This is a genomic window from Paenibacillus ehimensis NBRC 15659 (assembly GCF_004000785.1).
Taxonomy (GTDB): Bacteria; Bacillota; Bacilli; order Paenibacillales; family NBRC-103111; genus Paenibacillus_G; species Paenibacillus_G ehimensis.
In genome coordinates this window covers 101,087-119,803 of the sequence record NZ_BILX01000010.1, presented here as the reverse complement: position 1 = coordinate 119,803, position 18,717 = coordinate 101,087, and the positions used below count along the sequence as shown (strand labels likewise).

Sequence of the window (18,717 nt, the reverse complement as noted above, 5' to 3'; positions counted from 1 at the left end):
ATCGATAGACTTACGAAGTCGAAAGGAGCAGCCAATATGTCACAGATTTTATCCAAAAACATCACGTTCGTCGGCGCCGGCTCCATGGCGGAAGCGATCATCCGGGGACTTATCTCCGAGGCGGGCGTGCAGGCGGAACAGCTTGTCGCTGTCAACCGGTCGAACGAAGCCCGCCTGCAGGAATTGAATCAGCAGTACGGCATTCGTTATGCCGCCGGTGCTGCCGAGCGAAACGATGCTATCGCTTCCGCCGATATTGTCGTACTGGCCTTTAAGCCGAGCGATGCCGCTCAAGGCATACTCGACTTAAAGCCAGTGCTCCGCAAAGAGCAGCTGCTCGTATCCGTGATTGCCGGACTTTCCATCGAAACGATGGAGACGATTCTCGGAAGCCCGGGCTGGGCCATCGTCCGCACGATGCCGAACACGTCCAGCACCATCGGGCTTGGCGCGACCGGGCTCAGCTTTTCCGGCGGCGTCACAGACGACCAGCGGCAGCTTGGCGAAGAGATGTTCCGCTCCATCGGGATCGTATCGATCGTCGAAGAACCGCTGATGGAAACGATTGTCAGTTTGTCCGGATGCGGCCCGGCTTACATTTATTATATGATGGAAGCGATGATCAAAGGCGGAATGAACGGCGGGCTGACGCATGAAGAGGCCAAGCGTCTGACCGTGCAAACGGTGATCGGCGCGGCCCGCATGGTCGAGCTGAGCGGCGAAGAGCCGGCCGAGCTGCGCCGCAAGGTGACGTCTCCGAACGGCGCTACGCAGGCGGCCATCGAGACGATGGATACCTGCGGCTTCGCCGATGCGGTCTCCAAAGCAATGTGCCGCGCCGCAGAACGCTCCGCCGAGATGGGCGCGGCCATCAATGCTTCCATCGCTTCCCATACCAAGTAAGGAAGGTGTAAGGTTGTGAGTCTTGCTATATCCCCTGCGTATTGCGTAGCCACCTACCGTTGCTACGACGAGAAAGCCGATTTTCATAAAAAAGCGACCGGCATAGCCGTCGGCCTGACCGTCGGAAGCTGGACCGAGCTGCCGGAAGCGCGGAAGGCGGAGATGGAAAAGCATCTCGGCCGCGTCGTCGGCGTGGACGTACACGAACCGTCTGCGGGCGAGCCCGCTTCCGCAAGATATGCGGATATTCGTATCGCTTATCCCGATATGAACTTCAGCCGCGATATCCCCGCCCTGCTCGTCACGGTTTTCGGAAAGCTGTCGATGGACGGCCGGATCAAGCTGATCGACCTCGCATTCTCCGAGTCGTTCTTATCCGCCTTTCCAGGACCGCGCTTCGGTATTGAGGGCGTGCGCAACCTGCTTGGCGTCCACGACCGTCCGCTGCTCATGAGCATTTTCAAATCGGTGATCGGCCACGATCTGCCTGCGCTTCGGGAGCAGTTTTATCAGCAGGCGCTCGGCGGCGTCGACCTGATCAAGGACGACGAGATTTTGTTTGAGAATCCGCTGACCCCGATCGAGAAGCGGGTCGAGCTGTGCATGCAGGCGGCGGCCGAAGCCGAGCGGGAAACCGGTCAGAAGCTGCTGTACGCGGCCAATTTGACCGGACCGACCTTCGGGCTCGTCGAGCAAGCCAAAAAAGCGATTAATGCCGGAGCCAACGCGCTGCTCTTCAACGTGCTCGCCTACGGCTTCGACGCTCTCAGCGAGCTGAGCCGTCACCCTGACATCAACGTGCCGCTGATGGCCCATCCGTCGCTTGCCGGGGCCTTGTATCCGTCGCCTTATCATGGCATCGCCGCGAACGTACTCCTCGGCAAGCTCATGCGGCTCGCCGGGGCCGATCTGGTGCTGTTCCCGTCGCCGTACGGTTCCGTCGTCATGCCGAAGGAAGAAAACATGGCCATCAAGGAAGCGCTGCTGACAACCGAAGCTGCCGACTATATTTATGGCGCGCCTGCGTCCTCGCACGGACAAGTTCCGCTCGCAGCGAGCTTTCCGGTTCCTTCGGCCGGCATTCATCCCGGACTTGTGCCGCTTATTTTGCGCGATTTTGGCGGACAAGTGGTCGTCAATGCAGGCGGCGGAGTGCATGGCCATCCGATGGGCGCAGCGGCTGGCGGGCGTGCTTTCCGGCAGGCGATCGACGGCTGCCAGGCTGGCGTTCCGCTGCGGGAGTATGCCGCAGACGGACATCCCGAGCTGCAGGCGGCCATTGACGCGTGGGGGATCAAAGAATGAGCAGACAGTGGGTTGTTTTTTGCGACTTCGACGGGACGATTACCGTCAACGACAACATCGTGGCGATTATGAAGCATTTTCAGCCCGAAGGCTGGGATACTTTGGTGAATCAAGTCATCTCCAAGGAAATTTCGATCCGTGAAGGCGTTGGACGCATGTTCGCGCTGCTTCCGACCTCCCAACGGCAGGAAGTCGTCGATTACGCGATCGGCAACGTGACGATTCGCAGCGGCTTCCGCGAGCTGCTGGATTACTGTAAGCAGGAGGACATCCTCTTCCTGGTGACAAGCGGCGGCATCGACTTTTTCGTTTATTCCGTTCTTTCGTCGTTTGCGATTCCGAAGGAGAACATTTATTGCAACGCGAGCGACTTCAGCGGCACGCATATCCGCATTTTGTGGCCGCATTCGTGCGATTCCGAATGTGATAACGACTGCGGCATGTGCAAAACTCGAATCATTCGCTCCTATCCGCGGGAAACGTACGAGCGCATTATGATCGGCGACAGCGTAACCGATTTTGCCGGGGCCAAGCTGGCCGATACGGTATTCGCCCGCTCCCATCTGATCGAGCTGTGCCAGGAGCTCGGGCTGAATTACTATGCTTTTGAAGATTTTCACGACGTGATCAAGCGGTTAGAGGAGATGAAAGTGCGTGAGCTTTAGCGCCATTCGTTTGGAAGAGAAGCAGCAGGCGTTCGCCGAGCTGCGGGAGATTAAAACTTTGCTGGCCTCACGCGGCTGGTTTCCGGGAACAAGCGGCAACCTGTCGATCCGGACGGGAGAATTTTCCCCCGAGCAGTTTGCGTTTGCCATTACGGCCAGCGGCAAGGACAAGTCGGTCCATACGCCTTCCGACTATTTGCTGGTCGATCAGTCGGGCCAACCGATCGAAACGACCGGACTGAAGCCGTCTGCGGAAACGCTGATCCATTGCGAGATCTACCGTTTGACGGGCTGCGGCGCTATCTTTCATGTGCACACCGTGTTCAACAACCTCGTCTCCGAGCTGTATGCGGAACGAGGCAGCGTGCCGGTGAACGGCGTCGAGCTGATCAAAGCATTCAATATATGGGAAGAGGAAGCGCACATCGATATCCCGATCCTGCCCAACTATGCGGAAATTCCGCGGATTGCCGAATTGGTCGAAGGCGCGATCGTGCCCCGCATTCCCGGCATTCTGCTGCGCAAACACGGCATTTACGCTTGGGGCGCCAATGCCTTCGAAGCGAAGCGGCACCTCGAAGCGTTCGAGTTTCTGTTCGAGTACGCCTACCGTTGGGCTCTGCTGAAAAAGTAACCCCTCCCCTGGATGAGGCCGCAGCGTTGATGCACACATTTGAATAAGAAAAAAGCCCGTCTCCCCCGCTCATCGCAAGCAAGCGATGAATGGTGCAGACGGGCTTTTTTTCGGCCGTACGGGGCGCTTGCGGGTCATATGTCTTTTCTCCGAAACGACCACAAGCCAAGCAGCAGCATAACAAGCATATATCCGGCGCTGTACATTAGAAAGGCGTTTGACGGCACCTGGCCGACACCAAAAAAACCGAAAAGATTTCTAAGCGTCACCAGTCCTTGAAGCTCGTTCACGGCAAACAGCTCCGCTTGCATCCGGTTTTGCAGCGAATCGGCCGGCATGACAAGCGACATGATCCCTGCGATGGTCAGCAGCGGCTTAATGGCTATATTTTGCTCGATTTGGACCGAGCTTGCCACTTTTTCGATCATTCCCCCGAGCCATCCCGCCCCGTAAAGCATCGTCATCAACACGCCGTTCCCGGTGGAAGAAAAATAGCAGGAACCCAACATCGATAGAGATACAAGCAGCGGGACAACGAAAATAAACAAAGCGAACGAGCGCGTTAGCGACACGATATCTCCGGGAATACCGGCATGAGTCCAGGATACCAGCAAAATCGATATAAAAAGCAGCGCCGCGTAAGCGATTCCCCAACTGACAAAGCCGATCCATCGCCCCATATACCAGGATAACCGGGATAATGGCCGAGTCATTAACGCCTGCAGTACGCCCTGCTCGGCTTCCCCGGCAATCACGGAAAACGAGCTGAAAATGGACAAAAAAGCAATGACGAACGAACCGAAAAAAAAGCCGAGCGACAAGATCATCGCGCTTCGTTCGTGAACCGCAATCATATTGTGCATGTCCGACGAAAAATGGCTCTCCTGCAAGCTTGCACCGATGGTTTTGGCGACAAACCAGAAGGCGAACAAGAAAATAACGGTCATCAGCAGCGTCAGCAGCATGACCCGTTTGCGGAGCAGCTCCTTCCAAGTCGAGCCGATGATGGTAATCATTCGCGTTCCCCCCTGTGGCTCCGTCCGGCTACGGAGCTGACGAACCATTCGTCCAGCTTCGTTTTTGCCTTCTTCACTTCGTACAGCGTCATCCCCTGCTCGATGACAAGCGAGTTCAACCAGCCGATCTGCTCGTCATCCTCCAGCTCCGCTTCCAGCCAGACCGAGTCTTCATGCGCTGCCACCCCTTCCATATGGGGGGCAAGAAGGCGTACGGTCAGGCCCGAGGCTTCCTGAAGCCATGCCAGCAAAAACGGCGCAAACCCGCCGACACGAAGGTGCCAGCGGGATGTCTCGTGCAGCACGTCGGCTACGGAGCCGACCTGCAGAATTTGACCGTTATTCAGCAAGGCGACGCGATCGCACAGCAGCTCCACGTCCTCCAACAGATGCGAGTTGAGAAAAATCGTTTTTCCTTGCCCCTTCATCAGCCGGAGCAATTCTCGGACATCTCTGCGGCCCAATGGATCAAGTGCGGAGGCCGGCTCGTCCAAAAAAACGATAGGCGGGTTGGTCACCAAGGCGCAAGCCAATCCAAGCCGCTGCTGCATCCCTTTGGAGTACATCTTCACCCGGTCTTTACCTCGCAGCCCGAGACCGACTAGGTCGAGCAGCTCGGGAATGCGCCGCTTCGCTTCGGAAGCGGCGACACCGCATAGCCGGGCATGCAGCTGCAGCACTTCTTCGCCGCTTAGCCATTCCTGGTACCGGTACAGCTCCGGCAAGTAGCCGAAATGCCTTCTTGCTTCCAACGAGCCTATCGGATGGCCGCAAATCATACCGTGGCCCTTAGTGGGCCGGATCAAACCGACAAGCATTTTCACAAATGTGCTCTTGCCCGCCCCGTTCGGGCCGAGGAAGCCAAAGGCTTCCCCTTTCCCTACGGTAATCGTAATGCTGCGGCAGCCGCGGCCGTTGCCATAATCTTTCGTCAGCTCATGCGCTGTAATGGCTACCCCGGTCAAGAGCCGATCAGCTCCTTCACTTTGCCAAGCAGCGCTTCGCGATCCGTGAGATAGTCATAGCCATAAAGTTCGAAAAGTTGACCTTGCTTCACCCACATGGCATTGTAATAATTTCGTTTGTCCGTAGATTCCGTCATGATCAGCACATCCGTGCTTCCCACTTTGACCTTCTCAGTAGGCCGATCCGTGATGATAGGCAGCGGTACGTTTCCGGTTGTAAGCAGGTCCACGTTCTGCAAGCTTTGCTTCAAATGTTCCGGCAGCAGCGGGAACTGCAGTACCGCCTGCAGCGCTTCGGCCACCGGAATCGACGGGTCGACGGAGACGACGGGAATCGGCTGCTGGGTTAGAGAGTAATTTCGTTCGCCGTTTCTCACGTTCAAATGGACTTTTTCGCCTGTTTCAAGCGTAATCGCTTTGCCGTCCACGGATTCTGGCAGCATCTGCTTCGCGCCAAGCCTGGACATCGCCCGGTTCACTTCGTCAACGTTCAACTTTAACGTCAGTGTGTTGGAGGGGCTAACGTAAGGCCTATCTAGCTTGGCGTCGTAATCCTGAGGAAGGACGATGCTGCGTCCCAACATCTGTGAAAGCTTATCAACCTCAAAGGTACCGCTTATTTTGCCGGACGTATTTGTGAATGCTCCAAGTTTGTTGATGTTTTCTTTTGTTTGTCCTTCCGGAAAAGCGCTGTTCAGCAAATACGTCAGATCGTTTTCCTGAACGACCGTCATTTCCTGCATCCTAAATTTATTCAATATTGCAGCCAGCGCCTCATTGCCGATTGGCGTGGTCAGGAAAGCGGCCAGTACCAGCACCGCGGCCGAAACAGCCACCCGCTTCCTGCGCCGTTTGATCCAACGAACGAACGGGTAAGCTTTAGACGTCTCTTCCGTGATCCTGTTCGGTTCCAAAGCAGGCAACGGGCGACTATCGGATATAGCGATCGATTGTAACGATTCTGTTTCCCCGGCTTCTGCCGCCGACGGGGTGATTTTATCGACTTCCTTCGCCCACTGCTCCCAACGGAGCGACTTCGGTTCCGAAGCAAGCCGCTGTTGTAGTTTCTCCCATGCGGCATCCGTGGGATCGGAATTTTTCCTTACAAATGACTCGGTCATATGCCGTCTCCTCCTATTCAACTTGAGCTTGCAATTCTGCATGCCGCTTCAAGCGGGCGGTCGCCCGGTGAATGAGCGTGCCTACAAGCGGTGCGCGAATTTGGAGCTTCTCGGCGATCTCCGCATAGCTGTAGCCCGAGAAGCGAAGCAGCAGCACCTGCCGGTCCCGTTCCGAAAGCTGGTCCAGCCAACCGCGCAATTCCTCCTGCTCAAACTGCTCCAATACCGTCTCCTCGTTCGACTTGCCTTCTTGCTCCGTTACCCGCAGATGAAGCTCCTGCTTCTCTTGAAGCGCCCGTTCGCGGGCACGCTTTGACATATGGTCGTAGGCGATCCGGGTTAACACCCGATGAAGCCAAGCGCCGATCAACTGCGGATCGTCCGGCGGATTGCGGTATAGACGCAGGAATACTTCCTGGGCCAAATCTTCGGCTGCTGCCTCGTCGCGGACTAACGCGATTAATTTTCGGCGCACCGACGGGTAATACTTATAAAATATATGACGGAAATAATCGGAATCCGGATGTTCCAATGTGATGTCCTCCTTTCAGCTGCAGCTATACATAAGACAGGGGTCAGCCTTATTTTGTATCACCCGGTGAAAAAAGAAAAGCATCCGATTCTTCCCCGTAAAGTAGCGGAAGAATTCGAATGCTAACAATTCATTAGGCTTTGCCGTATTCGCTCGGATTTTCACGCCATGCCTTTAGCGCCTGCAAATCCTGCTCCTGAATGCTGCCGTTCCGAAGAGCGACGTCGAGCAGTACCGAGTAGTTCGTCAGCGTCTCGAACGGAATGCCCGATCCTGCAAAGGCCTCGCGCGCCTTCTCGAACTGATACGAGAAGATGCCAAGCACCCCGAGAGCTTGCGCTCCGGCGGCATTTACAGCCAAGGCAACCTTGAGTGAACTGCCGCCCGTCGAAATCAAATCCTCGATGACCACCGTCTTCTGACCGGGCTTAATCAAGCCTTCGATCAAGTTTTCCTTCCCGTGGCCCTTGGCCTTGTCGCGTACGTAAACCATCGGCAGACCGAGCTTCTGGGCTACCCAAGCCGCATGCGGAATGCCTCCGGTGGCCGCTCCCGCAATGACTTCGGCATCCGGGAAATTGTCGCGGATAAGCGTCACGAAGCCTTCGGCGATCCGTTCGCGGATCTCCGGGAACGAAATGGTCAGCCGGTTATCGCAGTAGATCGGCGATTTCAGGCCGGACGTCCAAGTAAACGGCTGCTGCGGACGAAGCGCCACGGCGCCGATCGCGAGCAGGTCGGCGGCAATTTGCCCGGCCAGCTCCGGATTTATACGAATCGATGGGGTTGTCATTCGACTTCATCTCCTTCAAAGGTGTTGTCACGTAATAAAAATACTTTAAAATGCGCTGCTGCTAAACAGAGGCGATAATCGCTTCCAGCGCCGCTCTCGGGTCCGGCGCGGCAGTGATCGGACGGCCAATGACGATATAGTCCGTTCCTTGGGCAAACGCCTGCTCCGGCGTCATGACGCGGGATTGATCTCCGATGTCCGCTCCAGCCGGACGGATGCCCGGCGTCACCGTCACAAAGCCGCTGCCGCACGTCTCTTTGATCCGGACGACTTCCAGCGGAGAGGCGACTACACCATGAAGACCCGCGGCTTGCGCCAATCGGGCATACCGGATCACCGCATCCTCCACCGAGCCCTCAATGCCGATTTCTTCGTTCATCACTGCCTGGCTTGTGCTGGTAAGCTGTGTAACGCCGATGACGATCGGCTTAGGGCCGGATGCGGCTTGAAGCGCTTTGTCCACGCCCTCCATCGCCGCCTCCATCATCTGCTTGCCACCGGCCGCGTGCACGTTGAACATGTCTACGCCGAGCTTCGCGATGCTTTCCGCGCCGCCTTTAACGGTATTCGGAATATCGTGCATTTTGAGATCGAGAAAGACGTTATAGCCCTTTTCTTTCAGCATCTGCACAAACGCCGGACCGGCGCTGTAAAACAGCTGCATTCCCACCTTCAAATAACAAGGAATACCTTCCAGCGAACGGACCAACGCCTCCGCCTGCTTCGCCTCGGCATAATCGAGCGCAACCATGATGCGCTTCGCCGCCGCTAAGTTGATCGACACAAGATTCCGCCCCTTTTCTTTAAAATCGGGTAAATCGACGGCTCGTAGAAGGGCCTAATCAAGGGATTAGCACAGCAGTTCCGCAAGGAGCGGAACGCTGTGCTAATGCAATTGTTGTTATGCGTGATTCGCAGGCATTGCCGTGGATTGGAAGTAAATGGACTCCAACACGTGCAGCAGCGCGCTTACCGTATCCAGCGAAGTCATGCAGACAACGCCGTTCTCCACCGCCTCGCGGCGTATACGGAAGCCGTCGCGCTCCGGCGTTTTCCCTTTGGTCAGCGTGTTGACGACAAAGTGCGCTTCGCCGTTGCGGATCAGGTCGAGAATGTTCGGCGAGCCTTCGCTCAGCTTGTTGACGCGGGTCACGTGGAGACCGGCATCCTCCAGAGCCTGTGCCGTTCCGCCCGTAGCGACAATGCGATAGCCCAGTCTGCCGAACCCCCGGAAAATTTCAATCGCTTCGGCTTTGTCTTTATCGGCAATCGTAGCGATGATCGCGCCGGTCGGCGGAATTTTCATGCCGGAGCCGATCAGTCCTTTATACAGCGCTTTGGCAAACGTTTTGTCGCGGCCCATCACTTCGCCCGTCGATTTCATCTCCGGTCCGAGCGTCGTGTCGACACGGCGCAGCTTCGCGAAGGAGAAGACCGGCACTTTGACCGATACGAACTCGTCTTCCGGCCATAACCCGGTTTGGTAGCCCATATCGGCGAGCTTTTCGCCCATAATGACACGGGTCGCGACGTTGGCCATCGGAATTTTCGTCACTTTGCTGAGGAAAGGAACCGTCCGCGAGGAGCGCGGATTCACTTCGATCACGTACACTTCGTCTTGATAGATGACGAACTGAATGTTGACGAGACCGACGACCTGCAGCCCTCTGGCGATTTTGGTCGTGATATCGATAATTTTTTGTTTCAGCTCGGCGGATACCGTCTGCGGCGGGTAGACCGCGATAGAGTCGCCGGAGTGAACGCCGGCCCGCTCCACGTGCTCCATGATGCCCGGGATCAATACCGTTTCTTTATCGCAGATCGCGTCGACTTCAACTTCTTTACCGAGCATGTAACGGTCGATCAGAACCGGATGCTCCGGGTTGATTTTGACCGCATATTCCATGTAGCTGAGCAATTCTTCGTCGGAGTAGACGATTTCCATCGCGCGGCCGCCAAGGACATACGACGGGCGAACAAGCACCGGATAGCCGAAGCGGGAAGCCATGCCGACAGCCTCGTCCACCGAGGTGACCGTACCGCCCGGCGGCTGAGCGATCTCAAGCTGACGCAGCAGCGCTTCGAATTTTTTGCGGTCCTCGGCTGCGTCAATGTTTTCCAAATCCGTGCCGAGGATGCGCACGCCCGCTTTTGCGAGCGGTGCCGCGAGGTTGATCGCCGTTTGTCCGCCGAATTGGACGATAACGCCGATCGGCTGCTCGCGCTCGATAACGTTCATAACGTCCTCGAAGAACAGCGGCTCGAAGTACAGCCGGTCCGATGTATTGAAGTCCGTCGACACCGTCTCCGGGTTGTTGTTGATAATGACCGCTTCATAGCCGGCCTTTTGGATAGCCCACACCGCATGCACGGTCGAGTAGTCGAACTCGATCCCTTGACCGATCCGGATCGGACCGGAGCCGAGCACGACGACCTTCTGCTTCGTCGTTTCCTTGACTTCGTCTTCCATCTCGTAGGTCGAGTAGTAGTAAGGCGTCGTCGCTTCGAACTCCGCGGCGCAGGTGTCGACCATTTTGTAGACCGGTTTCAGCCCCAAGCCGATCCGGTATGCGCGAACGTCGGCTTCCTGCGTCAAGCTCAACCCTTTGTCGGCTTGACGGCGCAGCTCGGCAATGGCGCGGTCGGTGAAGCCTTTGCGCTTCGCTTCGCGGAGCAGCTCCTCGCTCAGCTCCGGCGCAAGCAGCTCGGCTTCAAAGGCGATCAAGCCTTCCAGCTTGTGCAGGAACCACCAGTCCACCTTAGTCAGATCCTGCAATTGCTGTACGCTATATCCGCGGCGGAGCGCTTCGGCGATCAGGAAGATGCGCTCGTCGTCAGGCTTCACGAGCCGCTGCTCAAGCGTTTCTTGGTCCAATGTCTCCGCGTCTTTCAAATGCAGGCGGTGCACGCCGATTTCAAGGGAGCGGACCGCTTTATGAATCGACTCCTCGAACGTACGGCCGATGGCCATGACCTCGCCCGTCGCTTTCATTTGCGTGCCGAGCTTGCGGTTTGCCGCGGTAAACTTATCGAACGGCCAGCGCGGAATTTTGGATACGATATAGTCCAGCGTCGGCTCGAAGCAAGCGTACGTTTGTCCCGTTACGGGGTTGACGATTTCGTCGAGCGTATAGCCGATCGCGATTTTGGCTGCCATCTTGGCAATCGGGTAGCCGGTTGCCTTGGAAGCGAGTGCCGACGAGCGGCTGACCCGCGGATTCACTTCGATGACATAATATTGATAGCTGTGCGGGTCCAGCGCAAACTGCACGTTGCATCCACCTTCGATGTTCAAGGCGCGGATGATTTTGAGCGATGCGGAACGCAGCATTTGGTATTCCCGGTCGGACAGCGTCTGGCTCGGAGCAACAACGATGCTGTCGCCCGTATGAACGCCGACCGGATCGAAGTTTTCCATGTTGCACACGACGATACAGTTGTCGTTCGCGTCGCGCATTACCTCGTACTCGACTTCCTTCATGCCGGCGATGCTTTTCTCGATCAAGCATTGGCCGATCGGGCTGTAGCGAATACCGGAGGAAACGGTTTCCAGCAGTTCTTCCTCGGTGGCGCAAATGCCGCCGCCCGTGCCGCCCAGCGTGTACGCCGGACGTACGATAATCGGGTAGCCGATTTCATTCGCAAAATCGAGCGCTTCCTTCACCGTCGTGACGATTGTGCTCTCCGGCACCGGCTGTTCCAGCTCGCGCATCAGATCGCGGAACAAATCGCGGTCTTCCGCTTTCTCGATCGCCGTCAGCTGGGTGCCGAGCAGCTTCACGTTCTCGCGCTCCAGCACGCCGGCGCGAGCCAGCTCAACCGCCATATTGAGACCCGTTTGTCCCCCGAGGGTCGGCAGCAAGCCGTCCGGACGCTCTTGGCGGATGATTTGGGTGACGAAATCGAGCGTAATCGGCTCGATATATACTTTGTCGGCCATGTTCGTGTCGGTCATGATCGTCGCCGGATTGCTGTTGATCAGAACGACCTCGTACCCTTCTTCTTTCAAAGCCTGGCAAGCTTGCGTACCGGCATAATCGAATTCCGCCGCTTGTCCGATGACGATCGGACCGGAGCCGATCACGAGAATTTTTTTGAGGTTATTATTTTTCGGCATAGTGGAGCTCCCCTTTCGATGCGGATACGGCCGTGCTGCCCGCTTGGTATGCCGCTGCGATCTGCGCCTGACGCGGAAGCTGCGGGTTGTTGCTCTTATGGTCGCGGATCAGCTGCAGGAAGTCATCGAACAAGTAGCTCGAATCGAACGGTCCCGGCGCTGCCTCTGGATGATACTGAACGGAGAAAGCCGGATATTTTTTGTGACGCAGCCCTTCGATCGTCTTGTCGTTGTTGTTGATATGGGTCACTTCCAAATCCGTGCCAGCGATGGAATCTTCTTTTACAGTGTAGCCATGGTTTTGCGATGTGATGTAGCAGCGGCCCGTAGCAAGGTCTTTTACCGGATGGTTGCCGCCGCGGTGGCCGAATTTCAGCTTTTCCGTATCGGCACCGGCTGCCAAAGCAAACAGCTGATGGCCGAGACAGATGCCGAAGATCGGGAATTCACCGAGCAGCTCGGCGATCATTTTCGCCGCATGCGGCACGTCTTTCGGGTCTCCGGGGCCGTTGGACAGCAGAATGCCGTCCGGTGCGAGCCGGCGGATTTGGTCCGCGGTCGTATCCTGCGGTACAACGACAACGTCGCAGCCGCGCTTGGTCAAGTCGCGCAAGATGCCGCTCTTGGAGCCAAAATCGACGAGAACGACGCGCTCTTTTGTGCCCGGAGCGCTGAACACGCTTTTCGTAGATACGCGGGACACTTGATCCGTCATGAGCGGCGATGCTTTCAGCTGCTCCAACAGCTCTTCCACACGCTTCTCGGAGGTGGTCAGGATGCCTTTCATGACGCCATGGTGACGGATACGGCGGGTCAGCATCCGGGTATCGATGCCGCTGATGCCGATGATCCCGTATTCCTTAAGCAGGCTGTCCAACGAGTATTCCGCTCTCCAGTTGCTGGGCACCATTTCGTGCTCGCGAACGACAAACCCGTGAATGAATGGACGGATCGATTCGAAATCGTCGCGCGTGATGCCGTAGTTTCCGATCAGCGGGTATGTCATGGTTACGATTTGGCCGCAGTAGGACGGATCGGACAATACCTCTTGGTATCCTGTAATGCCTGTATTGAACACGACTTCGCCAACCGAGTCGCCGGTGCTTCCGAATGCTTTGCCGGTAAACAGGGTACCGTCTTCCAACAACAATCTTGCCTGCATCTGCTGTCATCTCCTTGTACTGTGTGGTAAATAATCCCCCTAAATCCCCCTTTCCAAAGGGGGACCCCAGGGGCGCCGCCCCTGGACCCCTCAAGTGTCGCACAAGGGGGTCTGCAGCTTTAGAGGGGCTGCGACGGGGGATCGCGTTTGTCCGGACGGCGCGGAGGCTGACGCCCCCGCGGCCGACCGAACACGCTTTACGATGCTGTGGGCAGCGGTGCGCGACCCAATCAAGCCGTTCTTTCAACTTCTATAAATAAAGAACTCGGGTTCCTTTATTTTCCCTAACTGTAGGTTCCCCTCTCAGCAGAGGTCTACTCGCGGTTACCTACTCGGACCAGACGACGTTACCGCCTACGATCGTCAAGGTCGGCCAGCCCTTCAAGCTCCAGCCGGTGAACGGCGTGTTGCGTCCCTTGGAAAGGAATTCCGCCGGGTTGACCTTCTTCTCCGTTTCAAGGTCGATCAGCGTCAGGTCAGCTGCTCTGCCAACCTCGATCATCCCCCAAGGAAGTCCGAACACTTGCGCCGGCAGCTTGGTCATCTTATCAAGCAGAAACTCCAGCGTCCATTGGCCGGTAGCGACGAACTTCGTATACAAGAGCGGGAAGGCCGTCTCGAAGCCGACGATGCCGAACGGAGCCAGCTGCATGCCGCGCGCTTTCTCTTCCTCGCTGTGCGGAGCATGGTCGGTGACGACGATGTCGATCGTGCCGTCGACAAGGCCCTCGATGCAGGCCTGCACGTCGCGCGGTGTACGCAGCGGCGGGTTCATTTTCCAGTTCGCATCCATCCCCGGGATGTCCTCGTCGGACAACAGCAGGTGATGCGGGCACACTTCGGCGGTCACTTTAATGCCGATCTGCTTCGCTTGGCGGATCAGGCGGACCGACTGCTCCGTGCTGACGTGGCACACATGGTAGTGCACTCCTGTCGCTTCGGCGAGCAGAATGTCGCGGCCGACATGAATCGCTTCGGATTCGTTCGGAATCCCTTTGAGTCCGTGCTTGCGGGCGAACGCTCCTTCGCTTACGGCAGCGCCTTCGACCAGCGTATTGTCCTCGCAGTGCGCAATAATCGGCATGCCGATCGAGGCCGCTTTGGCCATCGCATCCTTCATCATTTGCGCGCTTTGCACGCCGACGCCGTCGTCCGTGTAGCCGATGACCCCGGCTTCCTTCAGGGCATCGAAGTCCGTGAGCTCGCGGCCGAGCTCGTTTTTCGTGATGCAGCCGTAAGGCAGGACGCGTACGATACCTTCGGTTTGGGCTTTGTTCAGCACGTACTGCACCGTTTCCACCGTATCGATGACCGGCCGCGTGTTCGGCATGCAGGCAATCGTGGTGAAGCCGCCGCGCGCCGCGGAACGGGTACCCGACGCGATATCTTCCTTATATTCGAAGCCAGGTTCGCGCAAATGCACGTGCATGTCGATGAGTCCGGGTGCCAGCAGCTTTCCTTGGGCGTCGATGACCGTATGTCCGGCCGTATCCGGCAAAGCTCCCCCTGCATCGACGATTTGCTCGATGCGCTCGCCATTCGCGAACACGTGCTTTTTCGTTAATTCATTGCCCCCAGCCGCGAGGCTGGCATTCAGTATCCAAATTCCCATGGGAACCTCCGCTTCGTTCATCTTAGTAGGTTAGGATTCGGTTTAGCTAAGCGCCCGCTCGATAACCGCCATCCGGATCGGGACGCCATGGCTCATTTGCGTAAAAATTTTCGATTTCTCGCATTCCACCAGCTCATCGTCGATTTCCACATTCCGGTTGAACGGAGCCGGATGCATGATGATGGCGTGCGGCGCCATGCGGGCGGCACGTTCAGCCGTCAGCCCGTAGGCGGCGCGATACTCCTCCGCCGAGCCGAACAGCGAGCCTTCGTGCCGTTCGAGCTGCACGCGCAGCATCATGACCACGTCGGCTTTCAGCGCTTCATCGAGCGAGATGTAAGGCGCATGCTCCGCAAGCTCGGCGGCCTGCATGACCGGCGGCGCGCAAAAGTTTACTTTGGCTCCCAGCGTTTGCAGCGCCCACAAGTTCGAGCGCGCCACGCGGCTGTGCTGGATGTCTCCGACGATCGCTACATGAAGACCGCGGATCTCGCCGAACTGCTTCCGCATCGTGTACAGGTCGAGCAGCGCCTGCGTCGGATGCTCGTTGTTGCCGTCGCCCGCGTTGATCAGCGGAACTTTGATTTTTTGCGCCAGCTCGGCCAGCAGTCCGTTGGGCTTCATGCGGATGACGCCGGCGTCGATGCCCATCGATTCGAGCGTTCGCACCGTATCGTAGATCGATTCGCCCTTCTGTACGCTGGAGACGGCTGCCGCGAAGTTAAGCACTTCCGCTCCAAGCCTTTTTTCCGCAACCTCGAAGGAGAATCTCGTTCTTGTGCTGTTCTCAAAAAACATATTGGCGACAAAGCGCCCTTGCAGCTGGTTCGTCACTTTTGCCGGATGCTGTTCCCAGTAGGCCGCACGATCGAGGATCGCGTTCAGCTCTCCGGCGCTAAGTCCTTTGGTGCCGAGCAAATGTTTTTCCGACTGTACTTGAAGCTGTGTCATTCGTTTGGCCTCCTCTGTCCTGTGATGACGACTTGATCCACCCCATCCACTTCATTTACCTGCACTTCGATGCTTTCGAGCCGGGACGTCGGAATGTTCTTCCCTACAAAATCCGGACGAATCGGCAGTTCCCTGTGCCCCCGGTCCACCAGCACCGCCAATTGAATCATTTGCGGCCGGCCAAGATCCATCAGGGCATCCATGGCTGCCCTTACGGTGCGCCCCGTGAACAGCACGTCATCGAACAAAATGAGCTTTTTGTTGTGAACCTCCAGACGATCGTTCGCCTGTTCGCTTCCCGGCGCATCCTCCCGGGCTCCCGATACGGTTGCTTCCAGCAAGCCGCTCCGGTCGTCCCGATATTTGGTCACATCCACTTCGCCGACAGGTGCGGGTATGCCCTCGATTTCACGGATTCGGTCGGCCACCCGCTTCGCGAGGTAAATCCCCCTTGTCCGGATCCCGATTAACATGCAGTTTTCAATGCCCTTGTTTTTCTCCAAAATCTCATGGGCGATACGGGTCAGGGCCCGCCGTATCGCGGTTTCATCCATCAACACATGCTCGGTAGACTGCATCGGTCAGACAACCTCCTTCACCAAAGCTTTCGCGATTTTGACCACAAAAAAACCTTGCCGTATCGGCAAGGTTTGCGCACACAGGAACAGAACAGGCCACACCGCAACAGACACACCTCACCGGCATCTAAGCCATCGGCGCATCCGTTTGGACCGTTCGATTCGTCGTTCACCTTGCCAGCCTCACGGGACTGATTTTAAAGGTGCTATTCAGTTACAAGCATTATGCCATGTTCGAGACCCAATGTCAATACATCCCGAATCTCCCCCTGTTCGAGGGGCCAAGGATTGCTAGGGCATGCGTTTTATGCTATAAAAGATGTAGTTCGTGATCTTCGGGACAACGGATCATGCCCGTTTTCGTTCACGGTATCACTACATAAGGAGCTGGAATCCCGTTTATGTCGATCGAAATGAATACGGAAGATGTCATTAATCTCATTAAAACAAGCAAGAAAAAGACTCCGGTTAAAGTATACGTCAAAGGCGACCTGGAATCCATCTCCTTCGGAGACAATATTCAAGCGTTCATCTCCGGCAAGAGCGGCGTGCTGTTCGGCGATTGGGCGGAAGTAAAGAGCGTGCTGGACGCAGAAGCCGGCAAAATCGAAGACTACGTGGTGGAAAATGACCGCCGCAATTCCGCAGTTCCGCTGCTGGACCTCAAAAACATCAACGCCCGCATTGAGCCGGGCGCGATTATCCGCGACATGGTCGGCATCGGCGACAACGCCATCATCATGATGGGAGCCGTGATCAACATCGGCGTGACCATCGGCGAAGGCACGATGATCGATATGAACGCCATTCTCGGCGGCCGCGTGAAAGTCGGCAAAATGTGCCACATCGGAGCAGGCGCCGTCCTCGCGGGCGTAATTGAGCCGCCTTCCGCCCAACCGGTCGTGATCGAAGACGACGTGCTCGTCGGAGCTAACGCCGTGATTCTCGAAGGCGTGCGCGTCGGACAAGGGTCCGTCGTCGCTGCAGGCGCGGTCGTCGTGGAAGACGTGCCGGAATTCAGCGTCGTTGCCGGTACCCCTGCCCGCGTCATCAAAAAAGTGGACGACAAAACGAAGTCGAAAACGGAAATTTTGAAAGATCTGCGCAACCTGTAATTCGGCGCACACAAGGCTCGGCGATCAGACGCCGGGCCTTTCTCTTCATTCCCTCACCAAAGGAGGCATTGACACCATGTCCGTAGCCGTCAACCCGAGCCGTTTTGTCCAAATTCGCAGAGACTTGCATAAAATCCCGGAGCTCGGGTTTCAAGAATTTAAGACCCAGCGGTATCTGCTCGATTACATCGCGTCCTTGCCGCAGGAACGCCTGGAAGTCCGCACTTGGCGTACCGGCATTATCGTGAATGTGAAAGGAACTGCGCCCAAGCGCCGGTTCGGTTACCGTGCCGATATCGACGGGCTCCCGATCACCGAAAACACCGGGTACGATTTCCGTTCGGAGCATCCCGGTTATATGCATGCCTGCGGGCATGATCTGCATATGTCGATCGGCCTCGGCATTCTGACGCATTTTGCACGGCAGCCGATCCGTGATAATCTCACCTTTATTTTTCAGCCGGCGGAAGAAGGGCCGGGAGGCGCCAAACCGATGCTCGAATGCGAAGAGCTCCGGGACTGGATGCCCGATGAAATATTCGCCTTGCATATCGCGCCGGAATATCCGGTAGGCACCGTAGCGACCAAACCGGGCATTTTGTTTGCCAATACGTCCGAGCTGTTCATCACCTTGACGGGCAAAGGCGGACATGCGGCTTTCCCGCATAACGCAAACGACATGGTGATAGCCGCGTGCCAGCTTGTGGGACAGCTGCAAACCGTCATTTCCCGCAATGTCAATCCTCTGGATTCGGCTGTTATTACGATCGGCAAAATCGATGGCGGCACCAAGCAAAATATTATTGCGGAGACGGCACGCCTGGAAGGAACGATACGGACACTCTCGGCCGAAACGATGTCGCTCGTCAAATCCCGTATCGAGGCGCTCGTCGCCGGAATGGAGACGGCTTTCGCCTGCAAGGCCGAGATCGACTACGGCGCCAATTACAGGCAGGTGTTTAACGAGGCGGACGTGACGGGCCAATTTATGAACTGGATCCGAGCTACGGACCATTCGGTGCCGCTTCAATTGATCGAATGTACCGAAGCGATGACCGGAGAAGATTTCGGTTATTTTCTCGAAACGATTCCCGGGTTTATGTTCTGGCTCGGCGTCGGGACCCCTTACGGACTGCATCATGCGAAGCTCGAGCCGGACGAACGCGCCATCGACTTGGCCATCGACCTGATGAGCCGCTTCCTGGCTTGGAAAAGCGAACAATAGCAAAAAAGCTTCTCGTCACCGCC

The 18,717-nt window shown here is 56.8% G+C and carries 17 protein-coding genes; 6 read left to right on the top strand and 11 right to left on the bottom strand.

The features are described from left to right. Nucleotides 1-36: 36 nt before the first annotated feature. The 4 genes from proC to mtnB are packed head-to-tail and all read left to right on the top strand — an operon-like array spanning nt 37 to nt 3,507. Complete coding sequence (gene proC / locus PEH01S_RS08660; protein WP_127484874.1) at nt 37-903, top strand: pyrroline-5-carboxylate reductase; 867 nt, start codon at nt 37-39, stop codon at nt 901-903. A gap of 15 nt (nt 904-918) precedes the next feature. Beyond that, the gene (locus PEH01S_RS08655; RefSeq protein ID WP_127484871.1) at nt 919-2,208 is read left to right on the top strand and encodes a 2,3-diketo-5-methylthiopentyl-1-phosphate enolase; all 1,290 of its coding nucleotides are present in this window, start codon (nt 919-921) and stop codon (nt 2,206-2,208) included. Beyond that, nucleotides 2,205-2,873 carry a 2-hydroxy-3-keto-5-methylthiopentenyl-1-phosphate phosphatase gene (locus tag PEH01S_RS08650; RefSeq protein WP_127484869.1) on the top strand — a complete coding sequence of 223 codons (669 nt, stop codon included), beginning with the start codon at nt 2,205-2,207 and terminating at the stop codon, nt 2,871-2,873. Before PEH01S_RS08655 ends, PEH01S_RS08650 begins: the two co-directional genes overlap by 4 nt. After that, the gene (gene mtnB, locus PEH01S_RS08645) at nt 2,863-3,507 is read left to right on the top strand and encodes a methylthioribulose 1-phosphate dehydratase (protein ID WP_127484866.1); all 645 of its coding nucleotides are present in this window, start codon (nt 2,863-2,865) and stop codon (nt 3,505-3,507) included. The genes PEH01S_RS08650 and mtnB overlap by 11 nt, the downstream gene beginning before the upstream one ends. Before the next feature lie 134 nt (nt 3,508-3,641). Here the strand turns inward: mtnB and PEH01S_RS08640 are convergent, their stop codons facing one another. The 11 genes from PEH01S_RS08640 to pyrR form a co-directional block, all read right to left on the bottom strand. Beyond that, the gene (locus PEH01S_RS08640) at nt 3,642-4,523 is read right to left on the bottom strand and encodes an ABC transporter permease (RefSeq protein WP_127484864.1); all 882 of its coding nucleotides are present in this window, start codon (nt 4,521-4,523) and stop codon (nt 3,642-3,644) included. Continuing rightward, nucleotides 4,520-5,488: an ABC transporter ATP-binding protein gene (locus PEH01S_RS08635; protein ID WP_127484861.1), complete on the bottom strand. Its 969-nt coding sequence runs from the start codon at nt 5,486-5,488 to the stop codon at nt 4,520-4,522. Before PEH01S_RS08635 ends, PEH01S_RS08640 begins: the two co-directional genes overlap by 4 nt. Further along, complete coding sequence (locus PEH01S_RS08630; protein ID WP_127484859.1) at nt 5,485-6,609, bottom strand: hypothetical protein; 1,125 nt, start codon at nt 6,607-6,609, stop codon at nt 5,485-5,487. Before PEH01S_RS08630 ends, PEH01S_RS08635 begins: the two co-directional genes overlap by 4 nt. Before the next feature lie 13 nt (nt 6,610-6,622). Next, nucleotides 6,623-7,141, bottom strand: coding sequence for a sigma-70 family RNA polymerase sigma factor (locus PEH01S_RS08625; RefSeq protein WP_127484857.1), 519 nt, complete (start codon nt 7,139-7,141; stop codon nt 6,623-6,625). Between the two features lie 133 nt (nt 7,142-7,274). Further along, nucleotides 7,275-7,934: an orotate phosphoribosyltransferase gene (gene pyrE / locus PEH01S_RS08620; protein ID WP_025853383.1), complete on the bottom strand. Its 660-nt coding sequence runs from the start codon at nt 7,932-7,934 to the stop codon at nt 7,275-7,277. A 61-nt stretch (nt 7,935-7,995) separates the two neighbouring features. Next, the gene (pyrF, locus tag PEH01S_RS08615) at nt 7,996-8,718 is read right to left on the bottom strand and encodes an orotidine-5'-phosphate decarboxylase (protein ID WP_025853384.1); all 723 of its coding nucleotides are present in this window, start codon (nt 8,716-8,718) and stop codon (nt 7,996-7,998) included. A 117-nt stretch (nt 8,719-8,835) separates the two neighbouring features. Further along, nucleotides 8,836-12,051, bottom strand: a complete 3,216-nt coding sequence (gene carB / locus PEH01S_RS08610) for a carbamoyl-phosphate synthase large subunit (RefSeq protein ID WP_025853386.1) — start codon at nt 12,049-12,051, stop codon at nt 8,836-8,838. Beyond that, a complete protein-coding gene (gene carA / locus PEH01S_RS08605; protein ID WP_025853387.1) occupies nt 12,038-13,213 on the bottom strand; it encodes a glutamine-hydrolyzing carbamoyl-phosphate synthase small subunit in 1,176 nt (391 codons plus the stop codon). Before carA ends, carB begins: the two co-directional genes overlap by 14 nt. Nucleotides 13,214-13,541: 328 nt before the next feature. Continuing rightward, complete coding sequence (locus tag PEH01S_RS08600) at nt 13,542-14,825, bottom strand: dihydroorotase (protein ID WP_127484855.1); 1,284 nt, start codon at nt 14,823-14,825, stop codon at nt 13,542-13,544. Between the two features lie 42 nt (nt 14,826-14,867). After that, a complete protein-coding gene (locus tag PEH01S_RS08595; protein WP_127484853.1) occupies nt 14,868-15,776 on the bottom strand; it encodes an aspartate carbamoyltransferase catalytic subunit in 909 nt (302 codons plus the stop codon). Then, on the bottom strand, nt 15,773-16,354 hold the full coding sequence (pyrR, locus tag PEH01S_RS08590; RefSeq protein WP_025853390.1) for a bifunctional pyr operon transcriptional regulator/uracil phosphoribosyltransferase PyrR: 582 nt from the start codon (nt 16,352-16,354) through the stop codon (nt 15,773-15,775). The genes PEH01S_RS08595 and pyrR overlap by 4 nt, the downstream gene beginning before the upstream one ends. Before the next feature lie 401 nt (nt 16,355-16,755). Here pyrR and dapD point away from each other — a divergent pair, with 401 nt between their 5' ends. Both dapD and PEH01S_RS08580 read left to right on the top strand, forming a co-directional pair. Beyond that, on the top strand, nt 16,756-17,469 hold the full coding sequence (gene dapD, locus PEH01S_RS08585) for a 2,3,4,5-tetrahydropyridine-2,6-dicarboxylate N-acetyltransferase (RefSeq protein WP_025853391.1): 714 nt from the start codon (nt 16,756-16,758) through the stop codon (nt 17,467-17,469). A gap of 76 nt (nt 17,470-17,545) precedes the next feature. Further along, entirely contained in the window at nt 17,546-18,694 is a 1,149-nt protein-coding gene (locus PEH01S_RS08580; RefSeq protein WP_025853392.1) for an N-acetyldiaminopimelate deacetylase, read from the top strand. The last annotated feature ends 23 nt before the right edge of the window (nt 18,695-18,717 follow it).

Bases quoted from the DNA above. Each gene is read 5' to 3' on its own strand.
- proC (WP_127484874.1), top strand. From the start codon at position 37: ATGTCACAGATTTTATCCAAAAACATCACGTTCGTCGGCGCCGGCTCC.
- pyrE (WP_025853383.1), bottom strand. From the start codon at position 7,934: ATGACAACCCCATCGATTCGTATAAATCCGGAGCTGGCCGGGCAAATT.
- carA (WP_025853387.1), bottom strand. From the start codon at position 13,213: ATGCAGGCAAGATTGTTGTTGGAAGACGGTACCCTGTTTACCGGCAAA.
- pyrR (WP_025853390.1), bottom strand. From the start codon at position 16,354: ATGCAGTCTACCGAGCATGTGTTGATGGATGAAACCGCGATACGGCGG.
- PEH01S_RS08630 (WP_127484859.1), bottom strand. From the start codon at position 6,609: ATGACCGAGTCATTTGTAAGGAAAAATTCCGATCCCACGGATGCCGCA.
- PEH01S_RS08600 (WP_127484855.1), bottom strand. From the start codon at position 14,825: ATGGGAATTTGGATACTGAATGCCAGCCTCGCGGCTGGGGGCAATGAA.
- PEH01S_RS08580 (WP_025853392.1), top strand. From the start codon at position 17,546: ATGTCCGTAGCCGTCAACCCGAGCCGTTTTGTCCAAATTCGCAGAGAC.
- carB (WP_025853386.1), bottom strand. From the start codon at position 12,051: ATGCCGAAAAATAATAACCTCAAAAAAATTCTCGTGATCGGCTCCGGT.
- PEH01S_RS08640 (WP_127484864.1), bottom strand. From the start codon at position 4,523: ATGATTACCATCATCGGCTCGACTTGGAAGGAGCTGCTCCGCAAACGG.
- PEH01S_RS08650 (WP_127484869.1), top strand. From the start codon at position 2,205: ATGAGCAGACAGTGGGTTGTTTTTTGCGACTTCGACGGGACGATTACC.
- dapD (WP_025853391.1), top strand. From the start codon at position 16,756: ATGTCGATCGAAATGAATACGGAAGATGTCATTAATCTCATTAAAACA.
- PEH01S_RS08595 (WP_127484853.1), bottom strand. From the start codon at position 15,776: ATGACACAGCTTCAAGTACAGTCGGAAAAACATTTGCTCGGCACCAAA.